Below are 16,201 nucleotides of genomic sequence, written 5' to 3' on the forward strand. Positions count from 1 at the left end.
GACCGGACCTGGGGCGCCGCGACCTGGCGGGTGGGCGGACGGGGGACGAGGGTCAGGGTCGCTCGAGGGCGTCGTCGAAGATGCCGTCCATCGACTCCTCCACCGCGACGCTCGCGTCGGCGACAGCCGAGCGGTCTGGTGAACTGGGACACGATGGACGAGGAACTGGCACCCAGGCCCGAGCACAGGTTCACCTTCGGTCTGTGGACCGTGGGCTGGCAGGCGCGCGATCCCTTCGGCGATGCGACCCGCCCGCCACTCGACCCGGTGGAGTCGGTGCACCGGCTGGCGGACCTCGGCGCCTACGGCGTGACGTTCCACGACGACGACGTCGTGCCGTTCGGCAGCGACGATGCGGACCGCTCGGACCACCTGAAGCGCTTCAGAGCCGCGCTCGACGAGACCGGCATGGCGGTGCCGATGGTGACGACCAACCTGTTCACGCACCCCGCGTTCAAGGAAGGTGCGTTCACCGCCAACGATCGGGAGGTGCGCCGGTTCGCGATCCGGAAGGTGATGCGCAACCTCGACCTCGCGGCTGAGCTGGGCGCCGACACCTACGTGCTCTGGGGCGGGCGGGAAGGGTCCGAGGTCGATGTCGCCAAGGACGCCCAGCTCGCCTTCGAGCGGTACCGCGAGGCGATCGACCTGCTGGCCGGCTACGTGGAGGACCAGGGGTACGGGATCCGGTTCGCGCTCGAGCCGAAGCCCAACGAGCCGCGCGGCGACATCTTCCTGCCGACCGTGGGCCACGCCCTGGCCTTCATCTCGACGCTCGAGCACGCGGACATGGTCGGGCTCAACCCCGAGGTCGGCCACGAGCAGATGTCGAACCTCAACGTCACCCACGGCATCGCGCAGGCGCTGTGGCACGGGAAGCTGTTCCACATCGACCTGAACGGCCAGCACGGCCCGAAGTTCGACCAGGACCTCGTCTTCGGCCACGGCGACCTCCTGAGCGCCTTCGCCCTGGTGGACCTGCTCGAGCACGGCGGTCCCGGCGGTGGCCCGGCCTACGACGGCCCGAGGCACTTCGACTACAAGCCGTTGCGCACCGAGGCGATCGACGGCGTGTGGGCCTCGGCGGCGGCGAACATGCGGACCTATCTGCTCCTGGCGGAGCGGGCCCGGGCCTTCCGGGCCGACCCGGAGGTGCAGGAGGCGCTCGCCGCGGCCGGGGTGCCGCAGCTGTCGACCCCCACGCTCGCGCCCGGTGAGACGTGGGCCGACCTCGTGGCCGATCCGACCGCCTTCGAGTCGTTCGACGCCGATGCGAAGGGGGAGCGGTCCCACGGCGCGACGCGGCTCGACCAGCTGGCGGTCGAGCACCTCCTCGGGGCCCGCTGAGCGGTGCCGCTGGTCGCCGGGGTCGACTCGTCGACCACCGCCTGCAAGGTCGAGGTCCGCGACGCGGACACCGGAGCGCTCGTCGCCTCGGGACGCGCGCCGCACCCGCCGACGATGCCGCCGCGGAGCGAGCAGGACCCGCGCTCGTGGTGGTCGGCGTTCGAGCAGGCGGCGTCGCAGGCGGGCGTGTCGGGGCCGAACCGACCCTCGGCGATCAGCATCGCCGCGCAGCAGCACGGCCTGGTCGCACTCGGCTCGGCAGGTGAGGTGCTGCGACCGGTGAAGCTCTGGAACGACACCGAGTCAGCCGACGACGCCGCCCAGCTCGTCGAGGCCCTCGGCGCCGAGCGGTGGGCGTCGGCGTGCGGCAGCGTGCCGGTCGCCAGCTTCACGATCACCAAGCTGCGCTGGCTCCGGCGGACCGAGCCGCGCGTGTTCGACCGCCTCGCTCGGATCGGGCTGCCCCACGACTGGCTGACGCACCGCCTCACCGGGTCGTGGACCACCGATCGGGGCGATGCATCAGGCACCGGATGGTGGTCGCCGACCGACGAGGGCTACCGCACGGACCTGCTGGGACTGATCGATGGGTCCGTGGACTGGCTGCCGATGCTGCCGACCGTGCGGGCCTCGACCGAGGCTGCGGGCGAGTGGGTCCCGACCGGTGCGCTCGTCGGCGCCGGCACCGGCGACAACATGGCGGCGGCGTTGGGGCTCGCGCTCCGGCCCGGCGATCTGGCGCTGAGCCTGGGCACCAGCGGGACCGCGTTCACCATCGCGGACGCGCCGACGGCCGATCCGACCGGGGTGGTCGCCGGCTTCGCCGACGCCGGCGGGCGGTACCTCCCGCTCGTGTGCACCCTCAACGCCACGAAGGTCACCGACGCGATCGCCCGGCTCCTCGGCGTGACCACCGCCGCACTCGACCGACTGGCGCTGGACGCGCCGCCCGGCGCCGACGGGATGGTCCTCGTCCCGCACCTCGACGGCGAGCGCACCCCGAACCGGCCGACCGCGACCGGCGTCCTGTCGGGCATCCGCTCCGACGCGTCGCCTGCGCTGCTGGCGCGTGCCGCGGTCGAGGGCGTCGTGTGCAACCTGCTGGACGGGGCGGACCAGCTGCCCGGAGCCGACGGTCGGGTCCTCCTCGTCGGCGGAGGGGCCCGCAGCGAAGCGTACCGGCAGGTGGTCGCCGACCTGACGGGGCGTCCCGTCGTCGTGCCCGACGAGCAGGAGCTCGTCGCGCTCGGCGCCGCGGTCCAGGCCGCAGCCGTACTGCACGGGCGCACGGTCGACGAGATCGCCGCGGCCTGGGGACTCGGCGGCGGAACGACGGTCGATCCGGTCGGGCACTCGGACCGAGAGGTCGTCCGGTCGCAGTACGAGCGTGCCCTCTCGGACGGAGCTCGAGCAGCTCGTTGAGGCTGCGCCCGGGCTCGCCTCGTCTCCCCCGCACCACTCCGTCCCGGCCATGCGCCGGACCACCCATCATCGAACGACGCAATGCTTGATTCGTACGACCGATCGTCGTAGGGTGCGAACGGCCGCCGGGGGGCGGCCCGAGGCTGCGACGTGGGGAGCGGCCTCTGCGAGTCAAGGGAGTGGTGATGCGTTCGAAGGCCTTCATGCGACCCGTCGCGGTCCCGGTGGCGGTGGTGGGAATACTTGCGGCGGCACTGACCGCCTGCACTCCGCCCTCCCAACCCCTGCCGACTCAATCATGGCGGTTCGACACCACGTCGATCCGGATCAACAAGTCGCAGGACAAGACGTGCGCGATCGCGTGCTTCAACACCAAGGACGACGTGTACACGGTCAACATCGCGTTCCGGGTGAAGGTGGGCGAGCCGAACTCCGCGCAGACGTGGGTCGTCCGCGGGAGCAAGACGCCCGGGCTGTCGGAAGGCCAGTCCTATTCGATGACGGGCACCCAGCGGGCGCCGACGCAGTTCGACGACGTGACGCTGGCCGACGTCGGCGACCTGGCACTCGGACGGCCGCTCGAGATCGTCGGGGTGTGGACGTGGCCCATGGAGCGCGACTTCGACTACCCCGAGTCGGCCATCAACGAGGTGTCCACGATCGTGCGCAACCAGCTGAACAACGCCCTGGCGAACAAGCAGGCGATCGACATCCCGAAGGGCGCCGGCGAGATCATCAGCTGGGTGTACGGCCAGATCGGCCTGTCCGGCGTGGCCCACCTGCTGTCGACCTACGTCTGGAACATCGTCGGGATCCCCGACGACCCGGTCGGCAGCCGGATCTACGCCGGCATCGGTGCCCGGGGCGCCCTGGCCGACGCTGCGGACCTGTTCCTCGGCGGTTCGGGCAAGGAGCTGCCGTCCATCCCGTTCTCGTACGTCAGGGTGCCACCGGACATCAACGGCGGCCGCGTGTTCCGGCTCGGGAGCCCTGCCAGCACGAGCATCACGGGTCAGCGCATGACGGGATCGACCGGTGACTACACGATGTCCTACCTCTGGACCCGGACCGACAGCGGCACGACGCCCACCACGCCGCCGACCGAGCCGACGGTCACCGAGCCGACCGAGCCGACGGTCACCGAGCCGGAGCCGACCACGACGCTCGTGTGCGTCCCGAACGTGGACTTCCAGCCCATCACGTGCCCGGTCGAGCCGCTCTGAGCGCCGGGACCCGACCCACTCGATGACGAAACGACAGGAGACGACCGTGCGTCGAACGACGACCATCCGGACCCTCGCTGCGGCGGCGGCGGTGGGGCTCTGCGCCTCGCTGGCCGCGTGCACGCCCCAGCCGCAGGTCCCGACCAGCACCACCACGACCGCCCCGCAGGGGACGACCACCTCGACCGTGGCGCCGACGACGACCTCGACGGTGGCGCCGACGACCACCTCGACGGTGGCGCCGACGACCACCTCGACGGTGGCGCCGACGACCACCACCACCTCGATCCCCACCGGCGGAGGGGGCGGTGGCGGTGGCGGCTGCCCCGACCGGCCGACGCAGATCATCTGCGGACCGGTGGATCCGCTCTGACCGAACTGCGTCCGCGGTCCAGCGTGCTCGTGGCCTTGCGCCACTCCCAGGGGGTGCCGTCCGTTCGGACGGCACCCCCGCCCGTCGTCGGCCGCCGGTCGGTCAGATCCGGGTCGGTGGCAGCGAAGGACCGCACGACCCGACGGGTACGCTGCCGCCGTGCCTCCGAGCGAGCCGCGACGGTCGGGCCGGGATCGATCCACGAGCGACCACCTCGACGGGCGCACCGCCATCGGTGATCCCCCGTCGGTGGACGACGTCCGACGGGCGGCGGTGCGGATCGCGTCCGGGGTCCGGCGCACGCCCGTCATGACGTGCGCGGCGCTCGACGAGCTCGTCGGGTGCAGGGTCCACCTCAAGTGCGAGCACCTGCAGCGCACGGGCTCGTTCAAGATCCGCGGCGCGACCAACGCCGTTCGGTCGCTCGACGACGAGCAGGCTCGCCGCGGGGTGGCGGCGCACTCGTCGGGCAACCACGCCGCCGCGCTGGCGTTCGCGGCCAGGGACCGGGGCATCCCGTGTCGTGTGGTGATGCCCGCCGACGCCCCGCTGTCCAAGCGCGAGGCGACCGCGGCCTACGGGGCGGAGATCGTCCTGTGCGAGCCGACGCTCGAGGCCCGCGAGTCGACGCTCGCCGAGATCCTCGAGCGCACCGGCGCGACGGAGGTGCACCCGTACGACGACCCCCGCGTGATCGCCGGCCAGGGCACGGCCGCCCTCGAGCTGCTCGCCGACGTGCCGCACCTGGGGGCGATCGTCGCTCCGGTCAGTGGCGGCGGGCTCCTGTCGGGGACGGCCATCGCTGCCCACGGCACCGATCGCGAGATCGAGGTCGTGGGCGCCGAGCCGGCGGCGGTCGACGACGCGCGGAGATCGCTGGCCGGCGGCCGGCGGACGTCGGAGGGCAACGGCGACTCGATCGCGGACGGGCTGCTCGCCGTCCTGAGCGACCGCACCTTCGGCGTCCTCCGGGACCGTGCGATCGCGATCGAGGCCGTGACCGAGGAGGAGATCGTCGAGGCGACGTGGTTCGTGATGGAGCGGACCAAGCAGGTCGTCGAGCCGAGCGGCGCCACCGCCGTCGCGGCCCTGGTGGCGATGGGGCGCCGGGGCGAGGCGCCGGCAGCCGACGTCGGGGTGATCCTCAGCGGCGGCAACGTGGACCTCGACCGGCTCCCCCCACGCACGGGCCGGCCTGCCCGGTGGTAGGAACACCCGATGGTCGATGACGGGCTCGAGGACGCAGGGTGGTGGCGGGCCCGCCAGGACGACTACCTCGTCGCCGCCACGTCGGTCTGGCGGCCGACCTCGCCGCTGAACCTCGTCGACCACCTGGAACGAGCTCGTCGCGACCCCCGCCACGGGGTCGACTGGAGCGCCGTCGACGACGCCGCGCTCGCCCGTTGGTTCGTGCGGATCGACGGGTGGCTCGACTGCGCGGACTTCGACGTCCTCCGCCTCCTCACGCTGTGGGGCGCGTACCGGGAGGACCTGCCCGACCGCGTGGCGGCCGCGCTCGCCGACCGGTTCCGCACGTTCCGCTACTGGTACACCGACCCCGTCGAGCTCGAGGGCACCGACGAGCGGTGGTACTGGTCGGAGAACCACCGCCTGATTTTCCACGCCTGCGAGTACCTCGCCGGGCAGGCGCTGCCGCACGACACGTTCTCGGTGACGGGGCTGACCGGTGAGGAGCACCGGCGGCGTGCGGCGGGGCGGTTGGCGGCCTGGTTCGACGAGAAGGCCGTCGACGGCTTCAGCGAGTGGCACTCCGACGTCTACTACGCCAAGGACGTCGCCCCCCTCGTGACGTTGGCCGAGCTCGTCGACGACCCCGCCCTCGCCGAACGGGCGGCCGCGTTCTGCGACCTCGTCCTCTACGACCTCGCGCTGCACTGCCATCGCGGGAACGTCGGCGTGACCCACGGCCGGTCCTACATGAAGGACAAGGCCCGTGCGGTCGACCAGCCGGTCTTCGGCGCCTGCAAGCTGTGCTTCGACGCCACCGAGGAGCCCTGGCCGGTCGACGACGGCGACGACGCCGACCTCCTGCCGCTCAACGAGTCGGCGACGCTGCTCGCCCGGGCCCGCCGCTACCGGCCGCCCGCCGTGCTCCGGCGCATCGCGACGAGCACGCGCGAGAGCGTCGACCGCGAGTCGATGGGCGTGGTGATCGACCCGTCCGAGCCGCTGCGCGACGACCCCGTCCGCTCGGACGGCCGCTCCTACACCGACCCGGACATGGTGCCGTTCTGGTGGGACCGCGGTGCGCTGACACCGTGGCAGCTGGTGCCCCTCACCATCGACACGCTCGACCGCCACCGGCTCTGGGACGCGGACCTGTTCGACCTCTTCGACGACCTGCGCCACGCGATCGGCGCCGACGCCGACCTGTGGCGGCAGATGTCGGCCGACCTCCACCCGATGGTCAACGCCGGGCTCCTGAGCGAGGTGCACACCTACACGTGGCGCAACGCGCACGGGATGCTGTCCTGCGCCCAGGGCTACCGCCCGGGGACCGCGGGCTTCCAGCATCACATCTGGCAGGCGACCCTCGACGAGCGGGCGATCGTGTTCGCGAACCACCCCGGCAACGGACCGTCGCCGAACGCCGGCGACTACCTCGACCACGACCGGTACTGGACGGGTTCGGCGACGCTGCCACGCTCCGCGCAGCACCGGCGGGTCGCCGTGCACTCGTTCGAACCCGCGTTCGCGCCGCCCGAGCCCGGCATCCTCGACCCGTTCGCGTACGAGCCGTACACCCACGCGTACTTCCCGACCGAGCACTTCGACGAGGTCAGGCGGCTCGGGCACTGGACGATCGGCCGCAAGCGCGACGGCTACGTGGCGCTGTGGTCGTGGCGACCGACGGAGTGGCGCCGGCACGACCCCGCGACGACCTACACCGGCGGGCTCACGGGCGACTTCGACCTCGTCGCCGACGGCGGCGCCGACGACGTGTGGATCGTCGAGCTCGGCGACGCCGCGCGATCGGGGACCTTCGACGAGTTCTGCGAGGCCATCGCGGCCGCCGAGATCCGGGTCGAGGACCCCGGGTGGACCGCGACGGGTCCCCACCCGGGCTTCGACGTCCGCTACGAGTCACCGGCCGAGGGCACCGTCGAGTGCCGCCCCGGTTCGCCGCTCGTCGTCGCGGGGTCGCCGGTCGAGCTCGCCCACGACCGCCGGTTCGACAACCCGTACACCTCGATCGGCCGTGGCGAGACCACCGTGCCGATCCGGGACGACGCCGGCGGGTGGGAGCTCGACCTCGACGCTGGCACGCGCCGGCCCCGGTCGGTGCCGCGCTAGTCGGCGATGCCGAAGCGGTCGAGCCCGTAGCAGCGGATCGCGTTGCCGCGCAGGAAGGCGTGGCACTCGACGGCGTCCATCCCGGCGGTGGCGCACAGGCGGTGGGCGACGGCCCGGGACTCGGGCCAGGTCCCGTCGGTGTGGGGGTAGTCCGTCTCGAACAGGATGTGCTCGAGCCCGACGGCGTCGCGGCTGTTCAGGCCGTGCTGGTCGTCGAAGACGCAGCCCCACACGCGACCCTTCACGATCTCGCTCGGCGGTCGGTCGAGCTCCACCCCGCCCGTGGCCGACTCCCTGGCCACGATGTCCATGCGGTCGAGCAGGTACGGCATCCAGCCGATCTGGCTCTCCGCGAACGCGATCTTCAGGTCGTCGAAGCGCGACAGCGTGCCCGAGAACACCCAGTCGCAGAGCGAGCCCTCGGCGTTCTGCGAGCTCAGCGCCATCGTCGTGGCGAGGGGCGCGTCGGGACTGGTCGCCGGCATGGTCGACGACGATCCGATGTGCATCGACACGGTGGCGTCGGTCTCGGTGCACGCGTCCCAGAGCACGTCCCAGTCGCCGCTGTACAGCGACGGGAAGCCGAGCTTCGACGGGTTCTCGGAGAACGCGATCGCGTGGCTGCCCTTGGCGGCGCAGCGGCGCATCTCCTCGGCGGCGAGGCGAGGGTCCCACAGCGGGACGAGCGTGAGCGGGATCAGCCGGCCCCTGCCGTCGCCGCCGCACCAGACGTCGATCATCCAGTCGTTGTAGATCTGGATGCAGCGCAGGCTGAGCTCCTTGTCGGCGCGCTCGGCGAAGCCCTGGCCCGCGAATCGCGGGAACGTGTTCGGGTAGTTGATCGAGACCTCGACGTGGTTGGTGTCCATGTCGACGAGCCGGGCCTTCTGGTCGTAGGTCGCCTCCCGGAAGTCCTCGTAGATCGCCGGGATGTTGCGCTGCTCCTCCGGCGGGACGCCGGCCGCGGCGTGGAGCAGACCCGTCGGCAGCACCAGGTCGTCGTAGAGCCAGAGGTCGCACCAGTGGCCGTCGGGGTCGTCGCGCGTGAAGCCGTAGTGGCCACCGGAGAAGTGCAGCGAGACCTTCTCGCGCACCACCCTCGGCGCCAGGTCCCGGTCGGCGGCCGGCAGCTCCTCCTGCCAGAGCGTGCGCGGCTCGAGGATGTGGTCGTCGACCGAGATGATGCGCGGCAGGTCCTGCTCGGTCGGGGTGACGCCGCTCGGCGCGTCGGCGGTGAGGGTCACGGCGTGGCTCCGTCTCGGTCGGGGATCGGGTCGTCCTCGGCGCCGACCCAGTGGTGTCGCAGGTCCGACAGCCAGTCGGGGTAGTCGAGCGGCGGGTCGGGGAGCGCGACCGCACCGTGCTCGGCGAGCGCGTCGGCGAACAGCTCGGGCCGGTCGCCCCAGGACCGGGGATCGCCGAGCATCACCTCGAACAGCACGGCACCGTCGTCGCCGGACCGCAGCGGACCGAACGCGGCGCCGAACGGCAGCTCGACGTGCGTGCCGGCCGGGCAGCGTCGGTCGCCGACCCACAGCTCGCCCTCGATGACGAAGACGATGTGCGGGCTGTAGTGCCCGTGGCGGCGCACGATCATCCCGGGGTCGTACCTCGCGTACAGGGAGAGGTACTGGGGGTCGGGCGAGAAGGCGAGCCACTTCTCCCACACGGACGACGTGGTGCCGTCGGCGTTCCGCTGGCGGCGGCACTCCTGCCAGGGCACGTCGGGATCGTCGAGGTGCCGGAACGTGGGCACCAGGCCGTCGACCAGCGGGTTCGCCGGCTCGGCGCCGCTGCCGCTGTCGCTGCTCGGACCGGACGTCGTGCCGGTCATATCGGTCGGCTCGGGTCGACCTTGCCCTCGCCGACGTCGGCGGTGATGGTCGTGACGCCGTCGGCCGGGCAGTGGAAGCCGTCGCCGTCGTCGCCGTCGCCGTCGATCTTCGGGTACAGCCGCTCGAACTCGCCGCCCTTGACGACCAGCAGCATGGAGCACGGGCTGGCCTTCGCCTCGTCGTGGCGGGCCGGGTCCTGCGGCGCGTGCAGGCCCCCACCGGTCCAGTCCTCGACCGCCGCCGCCTCCTCGAGGATGCACGTCCGGGTCAGCACCCCGTCGTTCTTCTCACCACAGGCGTTCGCCGCCACCGTGAAGAGCAGCCAGGCCGACGTGCTCTGCATGCCGAGCTGGCCGATCTTGCCGCCGTCGACGCGCTGCTCGACCATGTCGATGTACTGCTGGACGGCCGGCCACCGGTCGGCCTCCTCGAGGGGGTGGAAGGCCATCCGGAGCACCGTCCCCTCGGCGGCCTCGCCCGCGGCGGTGAGCTCGGGGTCGTACATGTTCGCCTCGAGCAGCGGCGTGCCCTCCCAGCCCTGCTGGCGGAGGTTGGTGAGGAAGCTCGCCAGGTTCGACGCCTCGCCGACCCAGCTGAACGACGTCGCCCCGGTGCCGATCAGCTTCCGCGAGTACGGCGTCCAGTCCATCGCCCCCGTGGGCGGATAGGTCTGCTCCGGGACCACTTCGATCCCGCCGACGTCACGCGCCACGGCCTCGTTCTTGGCCTTCACGATCTCGAGCGACGGGAGCTCGCCCCACAGCACGCCCCACTTCTGCAGCGCGTCGGGCTGCAGCTCCTTCAGGTCGCGGAACCAGGTGTTCGACGCCGACGAGCCCGGGTTGGGGACCGGTTGCACCTGCCCGTTCGAGTCGGCCTTCTCGACCGACACCGCGTAGCCGGGGATGTCGATCAGCCCGCACTTGTGGAAGTCGCTGCCGTCCTTGCCGGAGAACTCGAGCGCGTCCTGGGCGAGGCCCCCGCCGACGAGCGCGAACACGGTGCCGCAGGCCTTGCTCATCGCGGCCTCGACGTTGAACAGCGCGGCGTCCAGGTCGACGACCTCGATCTGGAGGCCGCCGATCCCGCCCTGCTCGTTGCACCAGTCGGCGAAGGCGACCGACGCGTCGTACATCACCTTGTTGAGGCCCGGGCGGATCTGCGAGCTGCGGTCGTTCGGGACGCCGATGGCGAGCGTGCCGGCGCTCGAACCGGCCTCGGCCGGGTCCACGCTGAAGTCGCCCGCACCGCACAGCGTGGCGTCGAGGTCGCCGAAGGTGCCCTCGGCGGCCGCCTCGGTGGGGTCGCCGCCCCCTTCGGTCGTCGACGATCCCTCGGCCGGCTCGTCACCGGAGCCCGACGCGCCGCACGCACCGGCCACCAGAGCCGTGCCCATCATCAGGACGATGGTCAGACGCCTCATCCATTTCCCCCTCGTCGTGCGGCGCCGGATCCCCCCGGATGGCGCTGCGTTGTGGACCCTTGGAACGCGATCCGACCGACGTCGCCGGCCGGTGCGACGTGCGGTCAGGTGGTGTCGAACCTGACCGGTAGGTGCTTGATGCCGCCGATGAAGTTCGAGCGCAGGCGGTCGGGCGCGCCGAGTGCCTCCGGGTGCGGGACGCGCCGGGCCAGCTCCTCGAACAGGACGTGGATCTCCATCCGTGCGAGCTGGGCGCCCAGGCAGAAGTGCGGTCCGCCGCCTCCGAAGGCGATGTGCGGGTTCGGGTCGCGGGTGATGTCGAACGTGAACGGGTCCGCCCACACCTCTTCGTCCCGGTTGGCCGAGATGTACCACATGCTGATCTTGTCGCCGGCCCTGATCGTGCGGCCGCGGAGCTCGAAGTCGGCCATCGCGTTGCGCCGGAAGTAGAGCACCGGCGACGCCCACCGCAGGATCTCCTCGGTGGCGGTGGTGATGTGGCGCTCGGGGTCCGACCGGAGCAGGTCCCACTGGTCCGGGTGCTCGAGGAACGCGTTCATGCCGTGGGAGATGGCGTTGCGGGTCGTCTCGTTGCCGGCCACCGAGAGCAGCAGGAAGAACAGGTTGAAGTCCATGTCGGACAGCGACTCGCCGTCGATCTCCGCGCTGAGCAGTGCGGTGATGATGTCGTCGTCCGGCTGCGCTCGCCGCTGCTCGGCGAGCTGCTGGGCGTACATGAACATCGAGACCTGCGCCTCGAACATCTCCTCCTCGGACACCCGGTACTCCGGGTCGTCGGAGCCGATCATCTTGTTGCTCCACTCGAAGATCTTGTGGCGGTCCTCGATCGGCACGCCGATCAGCTCGGCGATCACCTCGAGGGGGAGCTCCGCGGCCACGTCGACGACGAAGTCGCACTCACCCGCCGGCAGCACGCGGTCGAGGATGGCGCTGGTGAGCTCGCGTATGTGCTCGGTCATCTTCTCGATCATCCGCGGCGTGAACCCACGGTTGACCAGTCGCCGGTAGCGGGTGTGGTCGGGCGGGTCCATCTGCAGCATCAGCCGGCCACCGGCGTTCTCGGCCTCGCTCTGGGTCGTCGCCCGCTCCTCGAGGGCGATGACCCCGCCGTTCGCGGCCTCGGAGGAGAACGTGCCCGCGTCGCGGTTGCAGGCGACCACGTCCGCGTGCTTCGTGATCACCCAGAACCCCGGACCGTCGGGCTCGGGGTGGAGGTGCACCGGGTCGTGGGCACGGAGGTAGGTGAACCACTCGTGCGGGATGCCCGAGGTGAACCGGTCGCGGTCCAGCAGGTCGATGCTCGACGGATCGACGTCGCTGCGATCGCTCGTGGTGGTCATGCTCGCCCCCTGGGGACCCACCGGCCCGAGAACTGCGCCGCAGGTGTGGCGGCGGTCACGCCGCAGTAGAACACATTCTACCTGGCCGGTCCACCGTACCGTGACGGCGGTCACGCCCGACCCGGGCCGGGGTGCAGGGCGAGCCGCCGTGGCCGGGCTGCAGCCGTCGCACGACCCCACCGCGCAGGATCGATTGCCGGGGTGTGCGAGAACGTGTTCTACTGCGGCCCATGGCGTTCAACCTCGCTGACCTCGTCGAGCACACGGTCGACGCGGTGCCCGATCGCACGGCGCTGATCTGCGGCGACCGCTCGGCCACGTTCGCCGAGCTCGACGAGCGGGCGAACCGGCTGGCGCACCACCTCGCGTCGGTCGGCGTCGGCGAACGGGACCACGTGGCGATCTACGCCTACAACAGCCTCGAGTACGTGGAGGCCATGCTGGCGGCGTACAAGCTCAGGGCCGTCCCGATCAACGTCAACTACCGCTACGTGGACGAGGAGCTCGTCTACCTCTTCGACAACGCCGACGTCGTGGCCGTGGTGTACCAGTCGGTGTTCGCCCCGCACATCGAGGCCGTCGCGCCCCGGCTGCCCCGGCTGCGGCACCTCGTCGAGATCGCCGACCCGGATGCCCGGCCCGGGGACGTCGGGCCGCTGGTGGCCGGGGCGGTCGACTACGAGTCGGCCCTCGCGGCCGGGTCGCCGGCGCGCGACTTCGGCCCGCGCGACGACGGCGACCTGTACATCCTCTACACCGGCGGGACCACCGGGCTGCCCAAGGGGGTCATGTGGCGCCACGAGGACGTGTGGCGCACCCTCGGCGGCGGCATCGACTTCACGACCGGCGAGCGCATCGAGGACGAGCACCAGCTCGCCCGGGCCGCGGCGGCCTCGCCCGAGTCGACCGGCCTGGTGCTGGCGCCGCTCATGCACGGCGCAGCCCAGTGGGGGACCCTCGGGGGCCTGTTCAAGGGCGTCACCAACGTGCTGCTGCCCCGGTTCGACCCGCACGCGGTCTGGGCCGCGGTCGAGAGGTACGACATCGCGGTCGTGACGATCACGGGCGACGCCATGGCCCGTCCGCTCATCGAGGCGTTGCGCGAGGGGCACCCCGACGGCGGCGGGCCGTACGACACCTCGGCCCTGGTGGCGATCAGCTCGACGGCCGCGGTGTTCTCGCCGGTGGTCAAGGACCAGCTCTTCGAGCTGCTGCCCGACCTCTTCATCAGCGAGGCGGTCGGCTCGTCGGAAGGCGGGTTCAACGGGATGCGGCTCGTCGAGAAGGGCGCCACGGAGACCGAGGGCGGGCTCATCAACGTCTCGTTGGGTCGCGACAGCGTGGTCCTCGGCGACGACGACCGACCGGTGCAGCCGGGCGAGGTCGGTCGTCTCGCCCGTGGCGGCAACGTGCCGATCGGCTACTACAAGGACCCGGTCAAGACGGCGGCGACGTTCATCGAGGTCGACGGCCGGCGCTACTCGGTGCCGGGCGACCTCGCTCGCCTCGAGCTCGACGGCACGATGACCCTGCTCGGCCGTGGCTCGCAGTGCATCAACTCCGGGGGCGAGAAGATCCATCCCGAAGAGGTCGAGTCGGTCCTGAAGGCCCACCCCAAGGTGTTCGACGCGCTGGTCCTCGGCGTGGACGACGAGCGCTGGGGCCAGGCCGTGGCGGCGATCGTCCAGCCGCGGTCCGGCGAGACCGTCACGTTGCCCGAGCTCGTCGATCACTGCCACTCGCGGCTCGCCCGCTACAAGGCGCCGCGGGTCCTGCACCTGGTCGACGAGGTGCCGCGCCAGCCCAGCGGCAAGCCCGACTACCGCCGCGCCCGCGACCTCGTCGACGACCCCGACGCGGCCACGGACCGTCCATGACCGACACGTCAACACCTCCCGGAGGGACGTCATGAAGAACCCGCTCACCGAGATGTTCGGCATCGAGTACCCGATCTTCGCCTTCTCGCACTGCCGCGACGTGGTGGCGGCGGTGACCAACGCCGGAGGTATGGGGGTGCTGGGTGCCCTCGCCTTCTCGCCCGAGCAGCTCGAGCAGGAGCTCACCTGGATCGACGAGCACGTGGGCGGGCGGCCGTACGGCGTCGACGTCGTCATGCCCGTGAAGACGGTCGACCGCGACCAGGGCATCGACGACGTCAGCGACATCGGCGCGACCCTGCGGGAGCTGATCCCCCAGGAGCACTGGGACTACGTCGACAAGATCCTCGCCGATCACGGCGTCGACGTGGCCGCCGCCGACGCCGAGCTCGAGTCCGGCGCCGGACTCGGCGCCGGGGTGCTCGGCTGGACCGCGGCCACCGGCGCCCCGCAGATCCAGATCGCCCTCCAGCACCCCATCGCGCTGCTCGCGAGCGCCCTGGGTCCGCCGCCCAAGGAGGCGATCGACCAGGCCCACGAGCAGGGCGTGAAGGTCGCGGCGCTCATCGGCCGGGTCGAGCAGGCGGTGCGCGACGTGCAGCAGGGCGTCGACATCATCATCGCCCAGGGCTACGAGGCCGGCGGCCACACCGGTGACGTGGCCACGATGGTGCTCGTCCCCGACGTGGTCGACGCGATCGCGCCCGTGCCCGTGCTCGCCGCGGGAGGCATCGGCTCCGGCCGGCAGATGGCGGCGGGCATGGCCCTCGGCGCGGCAGGGGTCTGGACGGGCTCCATCTGGTTGACCGTCGCGGAGAGCGACGCGTCCGCGGTCGTCACCGACAAGCTGCTCGACGCGACGTCCGGCGACACCGTGCGCTCCCGTGCGTTCACGGGCAAGCCCGCCCGTCAGCTCCGGACGGCGTGGACCGAGGCCTGGGAGGCGCCCGAGTCGCCGGGCACGCTGCCCATGCCCCTGCAGTTCATCCTCAACTCCTACGCGACCCGGAAGATGGGCGGGAACCCGCCGCGCGAGCTGGTCGGCATGCCGGTCGGACAGATCGTCAGCCGGATGAACCAGGTGCGGAGCACCAAGCAGGTGATCGTCGACATGGTGTCCGAGTACGTCGACGTCACCCAGCGGCTGACCGCCGACATCGAGGGGTGAACGGCCCCGACCGGGCCGGCGCGGCGGGACCGCTCGATCAGGCGGTCGGGCGCTCGTAGGGACGGATCAGGACACGGCACGCCCGTTCGAGCTCGGCGTGGACGCGGTCGAAGCTCGAACGGCCGTTGGCCCAGGCCATGAGGCTCGAGTACCAGACGTGGGACAGCACGGCCAGGATGTCGGCGCGCACGGCCGGGTCCAGGTCGGCGAGAATCCGGTCACCCATCGACGCGATCGAGCGGCGCACCTCGCTGCCCGAGTCGCGCACGCCGGCGTCCGCCGAGGACAGCGAGCGGACCAGCGCGGCGCTCAGCTTGGGCTGGCGCTCCATCGCACGACACGCCCGACGCAGGACGTCGACCATCCGCTCCTCTGCCGTGTCGCCCCTGGGAGGTGATTGCGCGACGCGCGTGCCGAGGCGCATCGTCCACTCCGTCATGGCCGCCGCCAGCAGGTGGTCCTTGGACGAGAAGTTCCGGTAGATGGTGGCGAGCGCCACGTTCGCGGTGATGGCGACGTCGCGCATCTGCACCGCGTCGTAGCCGCCCTCCGCGCCGAGCTCGAACGCCGCGTCGATCACGCGCCGGCGACGTTCCGCCTGCTCGGGCGTCAGCGCCTCCACGGCCGTCACGGTGTCGGACGGCGGCTCCACGGCGTCGGTCGCCGGTCCGGTCCGTGCGCTACCGGGCGCGGCGTCAGCCATGGCGCGTTCGGTCGGTGTCCACCGTCGCCTCCGCGCTGCCGAGCATCGGGGACCAGTGTAGAACCCGTTCTCGTGGGCGACGCACGGCTGCCCGTCCGTCCCCTGTGGAACAGGTTCTCGTAGGCCGCCTGCGGGGCCGAGGGGAGGGCCGGTC

The 16,201-nt window shown here is 71.9% G+C and carries 13 protein-coding genes; 8 read left to right on the forward strand and 5 right to left on the reverse strand.

What is annotated here, in order from left to right; translation table 11 throughout:
- Positions 1-153: 153 nt before the first annotated feature.
- The 6 genes from xylA to LH044_RS16645 all read left to right on the forward strand — a co-directional run bounded on the left by xylA (position 154) and on the right by LH044_RS16645 (position 7,680).
- Complete coding sequence (gene xylA, locus LH044_RS16620) at positions 154-1,347, forward strand: xylose isomerase (protein ID WP_227756706.1); 1,194 nt, start codon at positions 154-156, stop codon at positions 1,345-1,347.
- 3 nt (positions 1,348-1,350) lie between these two features.
- Complete coding sequence (gene xylB / locus LH044_RS16625; RefSeq protein ID WP_227756707.1) at positions 1,351-2,769, forward strand: xylulokinase; 1,419 nt, start codon at positions 1,351-1,353, stop codon at positions 2,767-2,769.
- Between the two features lie 185 nt (positions 2,770-2,954).
- Positions 2,955-3,992, forward strand: a complete 1,038-nt coding sequence (locus LH044_RS16630) for a hypothetical protein (protein WP_227756708.1) — start codon at positions 2,955-2,957, stop codon at positions 3,990-3,992.
- A gap of 46 nt (positions 3,993-4,038) precedes the next feature.
- On the forward strand, positions 4,039-4,365 hold the full coding sequence (locus tag LH044_RS16635) for a hypothetical protein (RefSeq protein WP_227756709.1): 327 nt from the start codon (positions 4,039-4,041) through the stop codon (positions 4,363-4,365).
- A gap of 159 nt (positions 4,366-4,524) precedes the next feature.
- The gene (locus LH044_RS16640; protein ID WP_227756710.1) at positions 4,525-5,574 is read left to right on the forward strand and encodes a pyridoxal-phosphate dependent enzyme; all 1,050 of its coding nucleotides are present in this window, start codon (positions 4,525-4,527) and stop codon (positions 5,572-5,574) included.
- Positions 5,575-5,583: 9 nt separating this feature from the next.
- Positions 5,584-7,680 (forward strand): hypothetical protein, encoded by a 2,097-nt coding sequence (locus tag LH044_RS16645; protein WP_227756711.1) that lies wholly within the window; start codon positions 5,584-5,586, stop codon positions 7,678-7,680.
- Here LH044_RS16645 and LH044_RS16650 read toward each other — a convergent pair.
- The 4 genes from LH044_RS16650 to LH044_RS16665 all read right to left on the reverse strand — a co-directional run bounded on the left by LH044_RS16650 (position 7,677) and on the right by LH044_RS16665 (position 12,299).
- On the reverse strand, positions 7,677-8,924 hold the full coding sequence (locus LH044_RS16650) for an amidohydrolase family protein (RefSeq protein ID WP_227756712.1): 1,248 nt from the start codon (positions 8,922-8,924) through the stop codon (positions 7,677-7,679). The two genes, LH044_RS16645 and LH044_RS16650, sit on opposite strands and share 4 nt — an antisense overlap.
- Positions 8,921-9,514 carry a cupin domain-containing protein gene (locus tag LH044_RS16655; RefSeq protein ID WP_227756713.1) on the reverse strand — a complete coding sequence of 198 codons (594 nt, stop codon included), beginning with the start codon at positions 9,512-9,514 and terminating at the stop codon, positions 8,921-8,923. Before LH044_RS16655 ends, LH044_RS16650 begins: the two co-directional genes overlap by 4 nt.
- A complete protein-coding gene (locus LH044_RS16660; protein ID WP_227756714.1) occupies positions 9,511-10,938 on the reverse strand; it encodes an ABC transporter substrate-binding protein in 1,428 nt (475 codons plus the stop codon). Before LH044_RS16660 ends, LH044_RS16655 begins: the two co-directional genes overlap by 4 nt.
- Before the next feature lie 104 nt (positions 10,939-11,042).
- The gene (locus tag LH044_RS16665) at positions 11,043-12,299 is read right to left on the reverse strand and encodes a cytochrome P450 (protein WP_227756715.1); all 1,257 of its coding nucleotides are present in this window, start codon (positions 12,297-12,299) and stop codon (positions 11,043-11,045) included.
- Between the two features lie 230 nt (positions 12,300-12,529).
- On the opposite strand from LH044_RS16665, the gene LH044_RS16670 reads away from it, so the two are divergent.
- Both LH044_RS16670 and LH044_RS16675 read left to right on the forward strand, forming a co-directional pair.
- A complete protein-coding gene (locus LH044_RS16670) occupies positions 12,530-14,176 on the forward strand; it encodes an acyl-CoA synthetase (RefSeq protein ID WP_227756716.1) in 1,647 nt (548 codons plus the stop codon).
- Between the two features lie 31 nt (positions 14,177-14,207).
- On the forward strand, positions 14,208-15,344 hold the full coding sequence (locus LH044_RS16675; RefSeq protein WP_227756717.1) for a nitronate monooxygenase: 1,137 nt from the start codon (positions 14,208-14,210) through the stop codon (positions 15,342-15,344).
- A 37-nt stretch (positions 15,345-15,381) separates the two neighbouring features.
- Here LH044_RS16675 and LH044_RS16680 read toward each other — a convergent pair whose 3' ends face one another.
- Positions 15,382-16,047 (reverse strand): TetR/AcrR family transcriptional regulator, encoded by a 666-nt coding sequence (locus LH044_RS16680; RefSeq protein WP_227756718.1) that lies wholly within the window; start codon positions 16,045-16,047, stop codon positions 15,382-15,384.
- Positions 16,048-16,201: the final 154 nt, after the last annotated feature.

This window comes from Dermatobacter hominis (assembly GCF_020715685.1).
Taxonomy (GTDB): Bacteria; Actinomycetota; Acidimicrobiia; order Acidimicrobiales; family Microtrichaceae; genus Dermatobacter; species Dermatobacter hominis.

Excerpts from the sequence above, each read along its gene's own strand:
- LH044_RS16680 (WP_227756718.1), bottom strand. The coding sequence starts at position 16,047 with ATGGCTGACGCCGCGCCCGGTAGCGCACGGACCGGACCGGCGACCGAC.
- LH044_RS16665 (WP_227756715.1), bottom strand. The coding sequence starts at position 12,299 with ATGACCACCACGAGCGATCGCAGCGACGTCGATCCGTCGAGCATCGAC.
- xylA (WP_227756706.1), top strand. The coding sequence starts at position 154 with ATGGACGAGGAACTGGCACCCAGGCCCGAGCACAGGTTCACCTTCGGT.
- LH044_RS16645 (WP_227756711.1), top strand. The coding sequence starts at position 5,584 with ATGGTCGATGACGGGCTCGAGGACGCAGGGTGGTGGCGGGCCCGCCAG.
- LH044_RS16670 (WP_227756716.1), top strand. The coding sequence starts at position 12,530 with ATGGCGTTCAACCTCGCTGACCTCGTCGAGCACACGGTCGACGCGGTG.
- LH044_RS16655 (WP_227756713.1), bottom strand. The coding sequence starts at position 9,514 with ATGACCGGCACGACGTCCGGTCCGAGCAGCGACAGCGGCAGCGGCGCC.
- LH044_RS16660 (WP_227756714.1), bottom strand. The coding sequence starts at position 10,938 with ATGAGGCGTCTGACCATCGTCCTGATGATGGGCACGGCTCTGGTGGCC.
- LH044_RS16630 (WP_227756708.1), top strand. The coding sequence starts at position 2,955 with ATGCGTTCGAAGGCCTTCATGCGACCCGTCGCGGTCCCGGTGGCGGTG.
- LH044_RS16675 (WP_227756717.1), top strand. The coding sequence starts at position 14,208 with ATGAAGAACCCGCTCACCGAGATGTTCGGCATCGAGTACCCGATCTTC.